The following is a 17150-nucleotide window of genomic DNA, read 5'->3' on the forward strand; positions in this document are numbered from 1 at the left end:
TTATTTTTATTTTATAATATTTAATGTTTATTCTTCTATGACCGAAGTGTTAGCCAGATGATCGCCTAATCTTTTGCCATCTGGATCTCCTATCATAAGTATGAATTCAAAAGCAAAAAATGCAATACAGACTATCCAGCCAAGAATGGGTATCAATAAAAAAAGTGTTGAAAACGCTAAAGGTAAATTTCTGAGGATAGAATCTCTAAAGTCTGCATTAACATTTCTTTCTATATTGATAACTTTTAGTCTTAAAAGTTTTTTTCCAATACTACATCCCTTAAACAAACCGTCACTAATTAATAGATAAAAAATTCCTATAAAAAGTCCTCCTTCATGAAGAAATTTCCAAAATACTACAACAATTAAGATATCAATTAATTTAGATATTGATCTAAAGAAAATATTGCTGTAGTTTGGTTGAGTATTAACCATTTTTATTGTTCTATTATTATTTTAAATGTTTTATAATATCTTAGCACTTGCCTCTTTTTAATGTAAACAATTATGATAGGATACAATAAAATTTGTTGATAAAGCAAAATTGAAAATAATAGAAATTACTTCAGGAGGGTAAGATGGATAATAAAACCGCAAAGGGAAGTTGCTTTTTAAATTTTATTATTTTTTTGTTTTCTCTTTGCTTTATATCGTCGAGTTATGGTGAAATTATTGCTAAACCAGGTACTTTTGACCACTATCAGATTGATGCACCCGATGTATTTATAGCTGGTAATGAATATAAAATATTTATCTATGCTCTTGATGCCTTTGGTAATCCTGTTACCATGCCTTCGGAAAGTCTTAAAGAATATAAAATAACTGTAACTGGTTCGGCTGTAATCTTTCCTGATCATTTTAAGGCGAATGAAATAACTATATCAGGTTTGGCAGTTAAGTTTAAAGATGAAAAGGCAGAAGAGGTTAAGATATCACTCTATGAAGTTAACAGTCCTTTCCCTGTAACTGAAAAAAGAATAAAAATTTTACCAGCAGAGATAAATAAACTTGATATAAAAGGTCCTGCTTCAGTAAGAGCTGGAAGTGATTTTGAAGTATCGATTTCAGGTAAAGATCGTTTTAATAATACAGTTTGTAAGGATTTTGACCCTAAAGATTTGAATTTATTTTTTAAAGGCGATGTTTCTCCACAGATAAAGGAAATTCAATATTCCCCAGAGAACTGTAATGTAAAAGTTAAACTTGTTTCAGATAAAATTGGAAATATTTATATTGAAGCAGATTTATTAAATAAAAACATCACAGGTAAAAGCGAAAAAATTGAGGTTTTAAATGGTCCTGTAAATTCATTTATTGTTAATGCACCTGAAACTGCTATTGTAGATGAGCCATTTGATATAACCATATTAGCAATTGATAAATTCAATAATTTTGTTAAAGATTTTGCTACACAAAAAGAAAGAGTAATAATAGAAGTACAAGGGAAAGGCTATATCTTTCCTACTGAGTTATCATCTTATGCTTTTTCAGAAGGTAAGGCAAAAATAAGCCTACGTTATGATAGACCTGAAGATATAAAAATATTAGTTAAGGTCTCCAGTGACAGTTCTATAAGAGGAGAAAGCGGGATTATAAAAGTTACTCCACCAAAAGTAAAAAGATTTGAGGTAATATCCCCTGAGACAGTCATCGCAGGACAAAGATTTAAAGTAAAAATTATAGCTTACAATCAGCTTGATAAGATTATGTCAAACTATAATTTATATGGTAGCACAGTTATATTGAAAACATCAGGTTCAGGTAGTATTACTCCAAATAAAATTCCTCCATCAGAATTTATAAATGGAGTTGCTACTGTAGAAGTCATGTATGATAAAGCCGAGAAATTTAATATTTTTGCTACATTAGAAGAAAAGGAGATCCCTTCCACAGAAATTAAGACTACTGAAAAAAAAGTAGAAAAACCAAAAGTAGCTGACAAGAAAAAAACAAAAAAATCGAAGAGAACAGAGAAAAAATCTGTAAGCAAAGGTCAGGTTTTGGATCTTAAAAATATTTCTCTTGTTGAAACAAAAAATGCTGCTACATTAACTCTTTTCATACCAGATATTGACAAATATGGAGGTTACTCACCAAAAACAAAAAAAGAAGGCAAGATAATGTCAGTAATAGTTGAGGTTTATCCTGTTAAAAACAAATTAGAAACTCCTGTTAAAATTGAATCTGATTTTATAAAAGAAGTTTCTGTATCTGAAAAAGATAACAAGGTTATAGCTAATATAATCCTTAAAAAACCTCTTAAATATCATCTTGTAAAGAAAAAAGATGAACTTGTTGTAGAGTTCAGGAGACCTTAATGGGTTTATTCGATAAACTCAAAGAAAAATTAGTAAAAACAAAGAAAAGTATTGTTGAAAAGATAGAAGCAGTAATCCCCACAGGTGGGAAAATAGATGAATCAACCATAGAAGAAATTGAAGAAATTCTTATTTCTTCAGATGTGGGAGTTAAGGCAACAGATGAAATTGTAAGTATATTGAGAAAAAAAGTTAAAGAAGGTAATGTTAAAAATTTTACTGATGTTAAAATTATTCTTAAGGAAGAGCTTGTAAATCTTCTAAAAAACAATAATTTTCTGAATTTAAAGAGTAAGCCATCAGTCATTCTTGTTGTAGGAGTAAACGGGGTTGGAAAAACAACGACAATAGGAAAACTCGGTCATAAATTTATTCAGGAAGGTAAAAGTGTTGTTTTTGCAGCTGCAGATACATTTAGAGCTGCAGCTATAGAACAGCTTGAAATATGGGCAAAAAGAGTAGGAGCAGATATTATTAAACATAAAAGTGGAGCTGATCCTGCTGCTGTTGCTTTTGATGCAGTTGAGCATGCTAAAGCAAAAAATAAAGACATAGTAATCATAGATACAGCAGGGAGATTACATACAAAACAACCATTAATGGAAGAATTAGGAAAAATAAACAGAGTTATAAAAAAATCAATTCCAGATGCACCGCATGAGACTTTACTGATACTGGATGCTACTACCGGACAAAATGCAATAAGGCAGGCTTCTCTTTTTAATGAAATTATAGGTTTAACAGGCGTTGTTGTTACAAAGCTTGATGGAACAGCAAAAGGGGGCGTTATTTTTGGAATTAAAAAGGAGATAGGTATTCCTGTTAAGTTAATCGGTATAGGCGAAGATATTGATGACCTGAAAAAATTTAATCCACACGAATTTGTAGAAGCTTTGTTTGATTAAATTGCGGGGAGAGGATTTGAACCTCTGACCTTCGGGTTATGAGCCCGACGAGCTACCAGACTGCTCCACCCCGCGAACATTTTTAATATAACTTAAAAAGTGAGATTATGTCAATTGTATGGAAAAGATTGTAATTGCCTCAAGAAATAAGAAAAAGATAGAGGAAATAAAAAGAATTATTGAAGGACTAAATATTGAACTGCTCTCTGTTGATAATTTCCCTAATCTTGAAGAAGTTGTGGAAGATGGTTTGACTTTTGAGGAAAATGCTTTGAAAAAGGCAAGATATGTATCTAGCCATACAGGACTACCTGCTTTGGCAGACGATTCAGGATTGGAGGTTAATGCATTAGGTGGAGCTCCAGGTGTAAGATCAGCAAGATATGCAGGAGAGAATGCTACTGATGAAGATAATATAAGAAAACTTTTGGAAGAATTAGAAGGAATTCCTTTAGAAAGACGAAATGCGAGATTTGTATGCTGCATAGCTTTAGTTTTTCCAGATGGCAAAGAATATTTGTTCTGGGGTTATGTAAGAGGTAAAATTGCAGAAACTGCAAGAGGAATTCATGGTTTTGGATATGATCCTGTATTTATACCTGAAGGATTTCAGAAGACTTTTGCTGAGATGCCATCTCATGAAAAGGATAAGATAAGTCACAGAAAAGAAGCTCTTGACAAATTAAGAGATTTTTTGGTAAAATGTGCGCCAATTTTATAAGCAAAACTTATTATAAAATTATAAAATTTAAGTTGCTTTTTAAGCAATAATAAGTTAAATTATAAACCAAAAGCTTAATTCTAACCCCTACTAAAAAGGAGGAAAAAGTGAGATTAGTATTTTTAGGTGCTCCAGGAGCAGGAAAAGGCACCCAGGCAAAAAGGCTTGTAGAAAAGTATGGTATCCCCCAGATATCCACTGGCGATCTTCTAAGGGCAGCTGTTGCTGCAGGAACTCCACTTGGTAAAGAAGCAAAAGCATATATGGACAGAGGAGAACTTGTCCCTGATAGTGTTGTCTTAGGAATGGTTAAAGAGAGACTTTCTCAGGATGATTGTAAAAAAGGGTTTATTCTTGATGGTTTCCCAAGAAACGTTGCTCAGGCAGAAGCCCTTGATAAAATGCTTGCTGAGATGAATATGCCTTTGGACCTTGCATTAAATCTGGATGTCCCTTTTGATGACTTGATGAAAAGACTCACAGGAAGAAGGACCTGCAAGTCCTGTGGACAGATGTACAATATTTATTACTCTCCCTCTAAGGTAGAAGGTAAATGTGATAAATGCGGTGGGGAACTTTTCCAGAGAGATGATGACAAAGAAGAAACTATCAGAAAGAGGCTTGAGGTGTATAAAGCTCAGACTGAGCCATTGATTGATTACTATTCTAAAAAAGGAATTTTAAAGAGTGTAGCTGGCACAGGTAGTATAGATGAAATATTTAACAATATCTGTGCAATCTTAGAAAAAAAGTAAATTAAAGGAGGAAAGGTATGCCAGAAGTAAGAATTAAAACTCTACCCCCACCTCATGGTGGAAAACTCGTTGACAGGGTTGTACGTGACCCTGAGATGGCAAGAAAGCTGATGCAGAAATGCTCAGCAGTTTATGACATTAAACCAACACTTTTCAAAGGTAATCCTGTAAGAAATGTTTACAGAGAGATTATGTCCGTATGTTACGGTTTCTTCAGTCCAGTTGAAGGTTCAATGACAAAGGCAGAACTTGAGAGTGTTCTTGAAAAAAGAAGACTTCTGAGTGGCTGGGTTTTCCCATATCCAATCCTTTTTGATATTTCAGAAGATGATTTAAAGCAACTCCGTCAAAAATATGGAGATATCGGACCTGGTGATTGGCTCCTTTTAAGATTAAAGGGTGAGCCTTTTGCAATTCTTGAGATTGAAGAAATCTATGAAATTGTTCCTGGCGATGTAGCAGTTAGAACCTTTGGTACTCCAGAGAAAAACCCAGAGGTTGTAAAGGTTCCATTTGACCAGAAACACACTGGATACAATATTTACTGTTCATTGAATCCAATCATTCTTGCAGGAAAATATACAATTATCAATGAGCCTAAATTTAGACCACCTTTTGACAGATTCTGGTATCCACCAAAGAGATCAAGAGAGGAGTTTGAAAAGAGAGGATGGACAACAGTTATTGCCCATCAGACAAGAAATGTTCCTCACACAGGACATGAAGCATTGATGAAGAATGCAGCATATATTGGTGATATTAAACCATGCGATGGTATTGTCGTTAATGCAATAGTTGGTGCAAAGAGAATCGGTGACTTCCCAGATGAAGCAATAGTTGAAGGACATGAGATGATTCATCTTGCTGGCTACATTAAGCCAGAGCGTCATCTTGTAACCTTCACACTCTGGGATATGAGATATGGAAACCCGATAGAATCTCTTATTCACGCAGTAATAAGACAGAACATGGGTATTTCATTCCACATGTTTGGAAGAGACCATGCAGCACTTGGTGAGTACTATGATATTTATGCAACTCAGATACTCTGGTCGAAGGGAATTCCAAGCTTTGGTTTTGATGCTCCACCATACGAGGTTGACGGTGGATTCTATATAAGACCACAGAACATTGCTGAGTTCTGGTATTGTCCAAAATGTAAAGAGTTTGCATACTCTGAAAACTGTACTCATAAGGGTATCTACTCAAGATACTCTGGAAGCTTTATTAGAGGACTTATTAATGAAGGCGTAATGCCGCCACCTGAAATATACAGACCTGAAGTTTACAAGGTTGTGGTAAAGTGGTGGCAGAAATTTGGATATCCATTTAACAATGAGAAGTATCTCAAAGAGAGAGAGGAGAGATTAGAGGTAGATCTCTCTCATATGGAACTTCCAGCTCACTTAAAAAAATAAAGGAGGTGAATAATGGCTAAGTTTTTTGGAGTAGTAATTGATGAAAAGAGATTGGCAGCTATAAAGGGTACACCCCTTGAAGAAAAAGTTGAGCCAATTTTTGGTGGAGCATTAAAAAGACTCGTAATTGAAGTTCCTGATGACCTCGGGCAGAAGGTTATTGAGCAGTTCTCTAAGGCAAGATTTGATGCCAGAGGCTTCATTGAGGAGACACCAGCTGCATTTAAAAGACTTGTTTTTAAGAAAATTGTAGAGATGAAGTCTTTGGGACCAGAAGTCATAGAAGCTGCTGTTGCTGAGATTCCATCAATAAAAGATGATATTGAAAAGGAAGATAGAGAGCTTCCAGTTCCTGATATTGATATAAGTGATGTGCTGGAATTACAGAAAAATCCAGTACAAAAACCAGCATAAAAAAACAAAAAAGGAGGTTAAGCTATGCCAAGTTTTGTAATTCAAGAAAAGTGTGACGGTTGCAAGGCACAGGACAAGACTGCATGTCAGTACATCTGTCCTAATGACCTTATGACACTGGACAGAGAAAAGATGAAGGCTTACAATCAGGAGCCAGATCAGTGCTGGGAGTGCTACAACTGTGTAAAAATCTGCCCTCAACAGGCAATTGAAATCAGAGGTTACGCAGATTTCTTCCCACTCGGAGCAAGCGTTATCCCAATGAGAGGTCAGGATGCCATTATGTGGACAATTAAGTTCAGAAATGGCGCAATTAAGAGATTCAAATTCCCAATAAGACTTACACCTGAGGGATACTGGAAGGCTGAAAACATTTATGAGGGATTACCTGAGCCTGACTACTCAAAGATTAAAGGTCCTGGCTACTTCAATTATGAAGCCAGAAAAGAGTAAAAAATATTAAGAAAAAGGAGGTATTAAAATGGAAAAAGAGACTTGCACATTTTCATACTGTCAGAAGCCAGAAACAGTAGTTGTTGAGACCGATTTACTCATAATCGGTGGTGGTATGGCTGCCTGTGGTGCTGCATTTGAGGCTTGCAGATGGGCAACACCAAAGGGAATTAAAGTAACAATGGTTGACAAGGCTGCAACAGACCGTTCTGGTGCAGTTGCCATGGGTCTCAGTGCTATCAACACCTACATTGGTGAGAATAAAGTTGAGGACTATGTAAGATATGTCCGTGCAGACCTCATGGGAATCATCAGAGAAGACCTTGTTTATGACCTTGGAAGACATGTAGACAATTCTGTTCACATGTTTGAGGAATGGGGTCTTCCAATTTGGAAAAAGAGCGATGATGGATGGTCACTTGATGGCTTTCAGGCAAGAGACCAGGGCAAACCAAAACTTAAAGATGGTGGAGTTCCATGCCGTTCTGGAAAATGGCAGATAATGATCAACGGTGAATCTTACAAAGTCATCGTTGCAGAGGCAGCAAAAGCAGCCCTTGAATACAATAGAAAAGCTCTCAACATTCCACAGAACCATTTTGAGAGAGTATTTATTGTTAAACTCATCAAAGATGCAAAAGAGGCAAACAGAGTAGCTGGTGCAATTGGCTTTAGTGTTAGAGAAAATAAAGTATATGTATTTAAAGCAAAGGCAATACTCAATGCATCTGGTGGTGCAGTTAATGTATTTAGACCAAGATCAACACGTGAAGGACAGGGTAGAGCCTGGTATCCTGTATGGAACTCTGGTTCTGGATACTATCTTGGCATGAGCGTTGGCGCTGAGATGACAATGATGGAAAACAGATTCGTTCCTGCAAGATTCAAAGATGGATACGGACCAGTTGGTGCCTGGTTCCTCTTCTTCAAAGCAAAAGCTACAGATGCCCTTGGTAATGATTACTGTTCAAAAGAAACTCCAGAGTTTAAAGATGCTCTCCAGAAATACGGAAAGTGGGCAGATGCTCTTGGAACAGCAATAAGAAACCATCTTATGATGCAGGCTATGAGGCAAGGTAGAGGTCCTATCCTCATGAATACACACACAGCCATGCAGGAACTTGCAAAACAGATGGATCCAAAGAGACTTAAACACCTTGAAGCAGAAGCATGGGAAGACTTCCTTGACATGTGTATCTCCCAGGCAGGACTCTGGGCAGCCAATAACGTTGAACCAGATAAAGTTCCATCTGAAATTATGCCAACAGAGCCTTATCTCCTCGGTTCACATGCAGGTTGCGCAGGCTTCTGGGTAAGCGGACCTGGAGATATACCAGGTACACCTGCTGAGTGGTTCTGGGGCTACAACAGAATGAGCACAGTAGCAGGTCTATTCATGGCTGGTGACATTGTCGGAGCTTCCGGACATAAATTCTCCTCTGGTTCACATGCTGAGGGTAGAATAGCTGCAAAAGCAGCCATTGCCTTTATACTTGACAATGCCAGCTATACACCTGAATTAGCAGCAAATATAGATGAACTTGTTGCTGAGATTTATCTGCCATTTGAAATTTATGAAAAATACAAGACATATTCTACAGACCCAGCAGTCAATCCATACTACATCAGACCAAATATGTATCAGGCAAGACTTCAGAAGATTGCTGACGAATACTTCGGCGGAGTCAGCACCTGGTACATGACCTCAAAGACAATGATTGAGGAAGGTCTTAGAAAACTTCAACTTCTTAAGGAAGACGCTGCAAGACTTGCAGCAGCCAATCTCCATGAGCTTCTCCGTTGCTGGGAGAACTATCACAGAGCACTCTCCCTTGAGGCTCATGCAAGACATATCCTCTTCAGAGAGGAATCCAGATATCCTGGTTACTACTACAGAGGCGACTTTGACTTTGTTGATGATAATAACTGGCGTTGTTTTGTCAATTCAGTATATGATCCAGCTACTGACACATTTACACTTAAGAAAGTTCCATACGTCCAGATCATTCCTGATTAATATGAGGGTGAATAAGGGAGGGAGGCAACTCCCTCCCTTTAAATTCTTGGTTTTTGGTTTAAATTAAAAATTCGTAATGCAGTTTTAAAACTGTATTACGAATTTTTATGTTTAAGATAATTCGATAAAGGAGGCTGAGAATGCATCATAATGGTAGCCCAAACAGAGTCTTGGTTATTGGTGGGGGATTTAGCGGTTTGACTGCAGGAATTGAGGCTGCCGAGACAGGTGCAGAGGTGATAATTGTTGAAAAAAATCCCTATCTCGGTGGAAGAGTTGCCCAGTTAAATAAATATTTTCCTAAAATCTGCCCACCTCTATGTGGACTTGAGATTAATTTTCGCCGTATTAAAACAAATCCTAAGATAACATTCTACACTATGGCACAGGTTGAATCTATTTCTGGCGGACCTGGAGACTATACTGTAAAAATAAAAGTTAATCCAAGATATGTTAATGAAAATTGTACTGCCTGTAATGCCTGTACAGAAGCATGTCCTCAGGAAAGGGATAGTGATTTCAACTTTGGTTTGAACAAAACTAAAGCCATTTATATCCCCTTTGAACAGGCTTTTCCCTTAAGATATGTTGTTGATAGAAACACCTGTCCAAAGGATTGTCCTGCTCCGTGTGTGGAAGCCTGTAAATACAATGCAATAGACCTTAATATGCAACCTGAAACTATTGAGGTTAAGGTTGACTCCATAGTAGTTGCAACAGGCTGGAAACCCTATGATGCTACAAAAATAGACAATCTTGGATTTGGAAAGGTTAAAAATGTAATAACAAACATGATGCTTGAAAGACTTGCTTCAAAAAATGGACCAACTCAAGGACAAATTCTTAGACCATCAGATGGAAAGCCTGTGCAATCTGTTGCATTTGTTCAGTGTGCTGGAAGTAGAGATGAGAATCATCTTCCTTTCTGTTCATATATTTGTTGTCTTGCTTCTCTAAAACATACTTTATATATAAAAGAACAGAATCCTGAGGCTGAAGTTACAATCTTTTATATTGACATAAGAACACCAGGAAGGTATGAGAAGTTTTTCAATCAGGTTAAAGAACAAACAGGTGTGAACTTAGTTAAAGGTAAAGTCGCGGCAATTGAGCAGGATAAAGATTCAGATGATGTTGTTGTAACTGCAGAGGATATGCTTAGTGGTGAAAAGATAAGAAAGAAGGTAGATATGGTAGTTCTTGCTACAGGAATGCAACCAGAGGGCTTTGACATCAAAGTTCCAGGTCTAAAATATGCAATAGATGGATTTGTCATTGATACTGAAGGCATATATTCTACAGGCTGTGCAAAAAATCCAATGGATGTAGCAGGTTGTGGAAAAGATGCCACAGCTGCAGCCCTCAAGGCAATTCAGATAGGTTTAAGGAGGTAAGTTATGGAAAAGAAAATAGGACTATATATCTGCAAAGGCTGTGGTATAGGAGATGCGATTGATGTTGAAAAAATTTCAAATATTGCAAAGAATGCTTTAAGAGTACCTGTTGTAGCAGTTAGTGATGTTTTATGTAGCAAAGAGGGTATTGATTTAATTAAAAAAGACATTGCTGAGCAGGGGGTAAACAGTGTAGTTATTGCTGGATGCTCACCAAGAGTTAAAACCTATGAGTTTAGTTTTCCCGGTTGTTTTGTAGAAAGAGTGCCTGTAAGAGAGCTTGCAGTATGGACTATTGAATCACCTGAAGAACAGCAACAGGCTGCTGAAGACTACATCAAAATGGGTGTAATTAAAGCACAAAAAGGTGAGGTTCCTGAGCCCTATGTTATTGAGATTACTAAATCAATTCTTGTAGTCGGTGGTGGTATTTCTGGAATGACTGCTGCACTGGAAGCAGCTCGTGCAGGCTATGATGTTTTTATTGTTGAAAAAGAGCCTGAACTTGGTGGTTTTGCAAAAAAGCTTTACAAAAGAGTACCAACAGATGACTTTACAAAAGGAGTTCTTGAAGATGTAAATCTTGAACCACTTATAAATGAAGTAACATCAAATCCAAAAATAAAGGTTTATACTTCATCAAAAATTGAAAGGATTGATGGCCAACCTGGTGATTTTGATGTGACAATATCCAAGAATGGCTCAACAGAAAAATTCAAGGTTGGTGCTATAATTCAGGCAACTGGATGGAAACCCTATGATGCTAAAAAACTTACCAAGAAATATGGATATGGCAAATTCAAAGATGTGGTTACTAATTTTGAGTTTGAAGAGATTGCAAAAAATAACAATGGTGTGATCAAGAGACCTTCTGATCATAGGGTGGTAAAATCTGTTCTCTTTATACAGTGTGCTGGACAGAGAGATCCAGAGCATCTACCCTACTGTTCTGGAATGTGCTGTGCTACTACACTTAAGCAGGCAAGATATGTAACAGATGGAAATCCAGATGCGATGGCTATGGTTATTTATAAAGACATTCGTACTCCTGGAAAACTTGAGTATTATTACAAGGAAGCACAGAATACACCTGGAGTGATGCTTGCCAAGGGAGAAGTAACAGGGATAAGAGAAGAGTGGGATAAATTGATTGTGACTGTAGAGGATTCTTTACTTGGTGAGAAAGCTGAGATAGAGACAGAGATGGTAGTTTTAGCGACCGGAATGGTCCCAACAACAAAGGAACCACAGGACTATCTTATTGGACTTCAGGAAGCTGCTGCAAAAGGAGATGAAGCAAAGGCAAAGTATATTGAGACAACTAAAAAACCCGAGTTTATTCTTAATCTTGGATATCGTCAGGGTCCTGAACTTCCTTTCCTTGAAGGTGGGTTTGGTTTTGTCGATTCAAACTTTATATGTTTCCAGTATGAAACAAGAAGAACCGGAATATACGCTGTTGGACCTGTTCGCCAGCCTATGAACATGACAGAAGCGCAGGAAGATGCCCGTGGTGCCGCATTAAAGGCAATCCAGGTTCTTGAACATGTTGAAAAAGGAATGGCAGTTCATCCAAGAGCATGGGATACCTCTTATCCTGAACCAAATCTTTCAAAATGTACAGCATGCAAGCGTTGTACAGAGGAATGCCCATTTGGTGCAATTGATGAGGATGAAAAGGGTACTCCCTTTTATAAACCCAACAGATGCCGTAGATGTGGAACCTGTATGGGTGCATGTCCTGAAAGAATCGTTTCTTTCAAAGATTACAGCGTTGATATGATTGGTTCAATGTTAAAGAATGTCTCTGTGCCAAGTGAAGATGACAGACCTCGTATTATAGTGCTCTGTTGTGAAAATGACGCATTTCCTGCAATAGAGACAGTAGCATTTAACAGGCTCAAACTTGACCCTGCATTAAGATTTATTCAACTCAGATGTCTTGGTTCTATGAACCTTGTATGGATTGCAGATGCTCTCTCAAGAGGTGTTGATGGAATGTTGTTACTCGGTTGTAAATTTGGTGAAAACTATCAGTGTCACTTTGCAAAAGGAAGCGAGCTTGCAAAATACAGACTTGGTAAGGTTCAGGAGACTCTTGATAGACTTCAACTTGAGTCAGACAGAGTTCAGATGTATGAGTTAGCAATTGATGAGTACTGGAGAATTCCTGATATAGTAAATGAATTTATGGAAAAAATTAGAGAAATCGGTCCTAATCCATTTAAGGGCTTTTAGGGAGGAGAGAGATGGACAAACCACTAAAACCAGATTTACAGTTTGCAAAAGAAATTATAAAAGCAGGTGGAGAATCTTTAAAGAAATGCTATCAATGTTCCACTTGCACAGTTGTGTGTCAGCTTTCACCTGACAAAGCACCATTCCCAAGAAAAGAGATGCTTTATGCTCAGTGGGGAATTAAAGAGAAACTTTTTCAGAATCCGGACATATGGTTATGCCATCACTGCGGTGACTGCACAGCATACTGTCCAAGAGGAGCCAAACCAGGTGAGGTGTTAGGTGCTGTAAGAAAACTTATGATACAGCATTACTCACCACCAAAATTCCTTGCTAAATGGGTTGCAGATCCAAAGTACATCTTGCTCATTTTCCTTATACCATTGCTTTTCTTCCTTGGTGAGATGGCAGTTCTGGGATATTTCAGTGGAGTGGAAATTCCAAGGGGTGAAAACGGTGAGATGTCATATGTAGCGTTCTTACCTGCTGTTCCTTGGATTGATGTTCCATTTATGGCTTTAGCAGCCTTTGCAATAATCTGTTTCTACAATGGTGTCAAGCGATACTGGCTTGATCTTTCAGCTGGAACTGAGATTAAACGGAAGGATATATATAACTGTATTTATGAAACAATAAAAGACATACTTTTACACAAAAAGTTTCAACTCTGCGGTTTAAATAAAGGAAGATATACAGCTCATATCCTCGTACTTTATGCTTTTATTGGATTGGCAATCACAACAGGTATAGCTGCTTTCTATGAGTGGGTTTTGAGATGGGAATCTCCTTATCCGCAGACAAATATTGTGAAAATTATTGGAAATGTCAGCGGAATAGCACTCATAATAGGAATGTTCCTGATTATTGTCAATAGAAGCAAGAATTCAGCAAAACAGGGAATAGGAAGCTATTTTGACTGGTTACTTATTACAATAATTGCTGGTGTTGGAGTTACAGGATTTCTTGCTGAAATCTTGAGACTTGCTGAAGTTGAAACTCTTGGATACGCCTCATATATTGCTCATCTTGTATTCGTATTCGCCCTTTTTGCTTATGCACCCCACTCAAAAATGGCCCACATGGTCTATAGAGCAACTGCAATGGTATTTGCAAAAGCTTCATTAAGAGAAGAATCTTTGGTAAAGCAGGAAGAGGCAGCATGAAAAAAGGGCGGGTTAACCGCCCTTTTTTATTTTACAGAAAGATCTTTTTCACTAACAGGTCCTAATATAGTTATAGAGAAATTTTTTTCCTGTAAAATATTTGCAACATCCATTACATCATTAAATGAAACTTTCTCAATTTGTTTTATCTGCTCTTCAAGAGTAAAATACTGACCAAGATAAAGTTCCTGATATGCTAAATTATTCATTACTGAACTTGGTGATTCATTAGAAAAAATAAGTTGAGATATTGTTTGAGCTTTTGCTCTTTCAATTTCTTCTTTTTTTAAATTTTCTGAAATTTTTTTAAGTATTTTCAATATGGTTTCCAATATTTTATTGATTTTTTTGGGTTCGGAGGCAGTGTAAACTCCAAATAAACCAGTATCATAATAAAAAGAAGTGAAAGAATATATATTATAAACCCAGCCTCTTTTTTCTCTTATTTCCTGAAATAATCTTGAGCTTACACTTCCACCAATAATACAGTTAAGTAATATCAAAGGAAGTCTATAATGACTGTTGAATGGAAAAGTTTCAGTCCCCATACATAGATGGATTTCATTTAAATTTTTTTCATGAACTCTTAGGGATGGTGAAAAATTAGCTTTATTTGTGATAGCTGATTTTTTAGAAACTTTTGGTATTATATTTTTTTCAAGACTATCAATTAATTTTTTCTCTTCAAAGCTTCCCGCACAGCTTATGATACAGTTGTTAGTTCCGTAAAATTCATTATAACAATCAATGATGTCTTTTCTGGTTATTGCTGATACTGCACTTTCTTTTCCAAGAATAGGTTGTCCTAAACCATCCGGAAAAGAATTTTCCATAAAAAGATCATGAACAAGCTCATCTGGAGTATCGTTTACTGTTCTTATTTCATCTAGAATAACAGCCCGTTCTTTTTCTATTTCCTCTTCTGGAAAAAGAGGATTTGAATAAATATCTCCAATTAGTTCTATAGCTTTAGATAAGTAACTATCAAGAACTTTTATATAGATTGAAGTAAACTCTCTTGATGTAAAAGCGTTAATATCTCCACCGATGCTGTCTATTTCAAGGGAAATCATTTGAGCATTCCTTTTTTCAGTTCCCTGAAAAAAAAGATGTTCTATAAAATGAGAGAGACCATTTTTAGAAGAAGTTTCATGTCTTGAGCCATGTTTTATCCAGATACTAAGAACAAAAGAGCGATAGTTATCCATTTTATTCATTAGAAGAGGGATGTTTGAAGATAGATGGATTTTTTTTATCATTTTGTTGAAATGTTTTTGCCCTCAATCTCTTTTAGTGCTTCTTTTCTGCTTAGGCGAGGTCTTCCAAGATCGTCTATTTCAATGACTTTTACAGGAATTTGGTCTCCTACTTTTAATACTTCCGATACTTTCTGAATTCGTTTATCTGCAATTTGAGATATATGTAGTAATCCCTCAATTCCAGGCATAATTTCAACAAAAGCTCCAAAATCAACTATTCTTGATACCTTACCCATGTAAATTCTTCCCAATTCAACTTCCTGTGTAATTCCTTTAATAATTTCAATAGCTCTCAAAGCAGAAGCTTCATTGGATGATGCTATTCTTACAATTCCCTCTTTATCTTCAATATCTATTTTAACGCCTGTCTCTTCTATTATTCCTTTAATTACTCTTCCTCCTATCCCAATAATATCTCTGATTTTTTCAGGTTTAACCTGAATTTTATATATTCTTGGAGCATAGGAAGATAACTCTTTAGGTTGACTGATAGTTTCATACATTTTTTTAAGTATGAATAATCTTGCCTGCCGTGCTTGATCTAAAGCTTTTTTGAATATTTCATAATCTATTCCCGGGATCTTTACATCCATCTGAAAGGCTGTGATACCTTTTTCAGTTCCTGCTACTTTGAAATCCATATCACCATAATGGTCTTCCATCCCGATTATATCAGTAAGTATTACAACTTTATCGTCTTCTTTAATGAGTCCCATAGCAACTCCAGCAACATGAGCTTTTATTGGGACACCAGCATCCATTAAAGAAAGACTGGCTCCGCATACAGTTGCCATTGATGATGAACCGTTTGATTCAAGAATGTCTGAGACAACTCTTATTGTATAGGGGAACTCATCCTTTGAAGGAATTACAAACTGAAGTGCCCTTTCTGCAAGGTAACCATGACCAATTTCTCTTCTTCCAGGTGCTCGCAGAGGTTTAACTTCTCCAACACTAAAAGGCAGGAAGTTATAATGAAGCATGAATGTTTTATATATTTCTCCCTCAAGAGAGTCGATCTTTTGTTCATCCTCTGAAGTACCAAGAGTTGTAGCAACTAATGCTTGAGTTTCTCCTCTTGTAAATAATGCAGAACCATGTACTCTTGGAAGTATTCCAATCATGCATGTAATGGGTCTTATTTCGTCGGGTTTTCTACCATCTACTCTTACGCCTTTTCTTATAATTGTTTCACGCATAATTTTTTTGACTACTTTATCAAAAGCATTGGCAATCTCAAGGGAAATGTCTTTATCTGCTGTATTTAAGTTCTGTATGCATTCATTAAACAGTGCCTCGAGAGCTTGCTGCCTTTCAAGTTTCTTTTGAAGAAATAATGCATTTTCAATTTTTCCTGAAATGATATTAAAAATTGCATCTTTGAGGTTTCCATGCTCAACCTTAAATTCTCTCTTTGGTTTTCCTGCTATAGAGCCAAGTTTTTTTTGTAAAGCTATTATTCCCTTTATATGAGTGTGAGCAAACTTTAAAGCTTCTACCAGAATTTCCTCAGAGCACTCTGCTGCACCACCTTCAACCATGGTTACAGCTTCTTCTGTTCCCGCAACAACGAGATTAAGACTACTTTTTTCAGATTCTTCATTGTCGGGATTTAAAATGAATTCTTCATTAATTCTTCCAACTCTTACTGCTCCAACAGGTCCGTTAAACGGAATGTCAGATATAGTTAGAGCTGCTGAAATTCCGATTATACTTAGAATATCAGCAATATTTTCATCTCCGTATGAAAGCACAGAGGCAATACCCTGAGTTTCATAGTTAAATCCTTCAGGGAAAAGAGGTCTTATTGGTCTGTCAATCAGGCGTGAGACTAAAATTTCTCTATCTGTTGGTTTCCCCTCTCTTTTAAAAAAGCCTCCTGGGATTTTTCCAGCAGAGTATGCTTTTTCCTGATAATCAATTGTCAGTGGAACAAAATCCAATCCCTCTTTGGGTATTTTTTCTGCAACTACTGTGCATAATACATAGGTATCACCATATTTTACTAAAACTGAGCCATTTGTTTGTTTTGCCAGGGTTCCTGTTTGTAAAACAAGCTTCTTCCCCTTAATTTCAAGTTCTACTTCCACATTCT

General features: G+C 36.6%; 14 protein-coding genes and 1 tRNA gene. 11 read left to right on the forward strand and 4 right to left on the reverse strand.

Translation table 11 applies throughout. From position 1 onward, the window contains the following. Positions 1-27: 27 nt before the first annotated feature. Positions 28-435, reverse strand: coding sequence for an RDD family protein (locus TAGGR_RS02500; protein WP_059175785.1), 408 nt, complete (start codon positions 433-435; stop codon positions 28-30). Positions 436-578: 143 nt separating this feature from the next. Here TAGGR_RS02500 and TAGGR_RS02505 point away from each other — a divergent pair, with 143 nt between their 5' ends. Both TAGGR_RS02505 and ftsY read left to right on the forward strand, forming a co-directional pair. Continuing rightward, entirely contained in the window at positions 579-2318 is a 1740-nt protein-coding gene (locus TAGGR_RS02505; protein ID WP_059175786.1) for a hypothetical protein, read from the forward strand. Next, on the forward strand, positions 2318-3223 hold the full coding sequence (gene ftsY, locus TAGGR_RS02510; protein WP_059175787.1) for a signal recognition particle-docking protein FtsY: 906 nt from the start codon (positions 2318-2320) through the stop codon (positions 3221-3223). Before TAGGR_RS02505 ends, ftsY begins: the two co-directional genes overlap by 1 nt. Position 3224: 1 nt before the next feature. On the opposite strand, the gene TAGGR_RS02515 is transcribed toward ftsY, so the two are convergent. Then, positions 3225-3298: transfer RNA gene (locus tag TAGGR_RS02515), tRNA-Met, on the reverse strand. Positions 3299-3341: 43 nt separating this feature from the next. Here TAGGR_RS02515 and TAGGR_RS02520 point away from each other — a divergent pair. The 9 genes from TAGGR_RS02520 (at position 3342) to qmoC (ending at position 13796) form a co-directional block, all read left to right on the forward strand. After that, complete coding sequence (locus TAGGR_RS02520; protein WP_059175788.1) at positions 3342-3944, forward strand: XTP/dITP diphosphatase; 603 nt, start codon at positions 3342-3344, stop codon at positions 3942-3944. Positions 3945-4051: 107 nt separating this feature from the next. Next, complete coding sequence (locus TAGGR_RS02525; RefSeq protein ID WP_059175789.1) at positions 4052-4699, forward strand: adenylate kinase; 648 nt, start codon at positions 4052-4054, stop codon at positions 4697-4699. A gap of 17 nt (positions 4700-4716) precedes the next feature. Next, complete coding sequence (gene sat / locus TAGGR_RS02530; protein ID WP_059175790.1) at positions 4717-6117, forward strand: sulfate adenylyltransferase; 1401 nt, start codon at positions 4717-4719, stop codon at positions 6115-6117. Positions 6118-6129: 12 nt separating this feature from the next. After that, complete coding sequence (locus tag TAGGR_RS02535; protein WP_059175791.1) at positions 6130-6531, forward strand: DUF6955 family protein; 402 nt, start codon at positions 6130-6132, stop codon at positions 6529-6531. A gap of 24 nt (positions 6532-6555) precedes the next feature. Next, the gene (gene aprB / locus TAGGR_RS02540; RefSeq protein ID WP_059175792.1) at positions 6556-6984 is read left to right on the forward strand and encodes an adenylyl-sulfate reductase subunit beta; all 429 of its coding nucleotides are present in this window, start codon (positions 6556-6558) and stop codon (positions 6982-6984) included. Between the two features lie 28 nt (positions 6985-7012). Next, positions 7013-9001, forward strand: coding sequence for an adenylyl-sulfate reductase subunit alpha (gene aprA, locus TAGGR_RS02545; protein ID WP_059175793.1), 1989 nt, complete (start codon positions 7013-7015; stop codon positions 8999-9001). A 140-nt stretch (positions 9002-9141) separates the two neighbouring features. Then, positions 9142-10395 (forward strand): CoB--CoM heterodisulfide reductase iron-sulfur subunit A family protein, encoded by a 1254-nt coding sequence (locus TAGGR_RS02550; RefSeq protein ID WP_059175794.1) that lies wholly within the window; start codon positions 9142-9144, stop codon positions 10393-10395. A 3-nt stretch (positions 10396-10398) separates the two neighbouring features. After that, the gene (locus TAGGR_RS02555) at positions 10399-12633 is read left to right on the forward strand and encodes an FAD-dependent oxidoreductase (RefSeq protein ID WP_059175795.1); all 2235 of its coding nucleotides are present in this window, start codon (positions 10399-10401) and stop codon (positions 12631-12633) included. Between the two features lie 11 nt (positions 12634-12644). Beyond that, positions 12645-13796, forward strand: a complete 1152-nt coding sequence (gene qmoC, locus TAGGR_RS02560; protein ID WP_059175796.1) for a quinone-interacting membrane-bound oxidoreductase complex subunit QmoC — start codon at positions 12645-12647, stop codon at positions 13794-13796. 26 nt (positions 13797-13822) lie between these two features. Here qmoC and TAGGR_RS02565 read toward each other — a convergent pair whose 3' ends face one another. After that, positions 13823-15055 (reverse strand): M16 family metallopeptidase, encoded by a 1233-nt coding sequence (locus TAGGR_RS02565; protein ID WP_059175797.1) that lies wholly within the window; start codon positions 15053-15055, stop codon positions 13823-13825. Continuing rightward, positions 15052-17145: a polyribonucleotide nucleotidyltransferase gene (pnp, locus tag TAGGR_RS02570; protein WP_059175798.1), complete on the reverse strand. Its 2094-nt coding sequence runs from the start codon at positions 17143-17145 to the stop codon at positions 15052-15054. The genes TAGGR_RS02565 and pnp overlap by 4 nt, the downstream gene beginning before the upstream one ends. Positions 17146-17150: the final 5 nt, after the last annotated feature.

It is taken from the genome of Thermodesulfovibrio aggregans, from assembly GCF_001514535.1.
Lineage (GTDB): Bacteria > Nitrospirota > Thermodesulfovibrionia > Thermodesulfovibrionales > Thermodesulfovibrionaceae > Thermodesulfovibrio > Thermodesulfovibrio aggregans.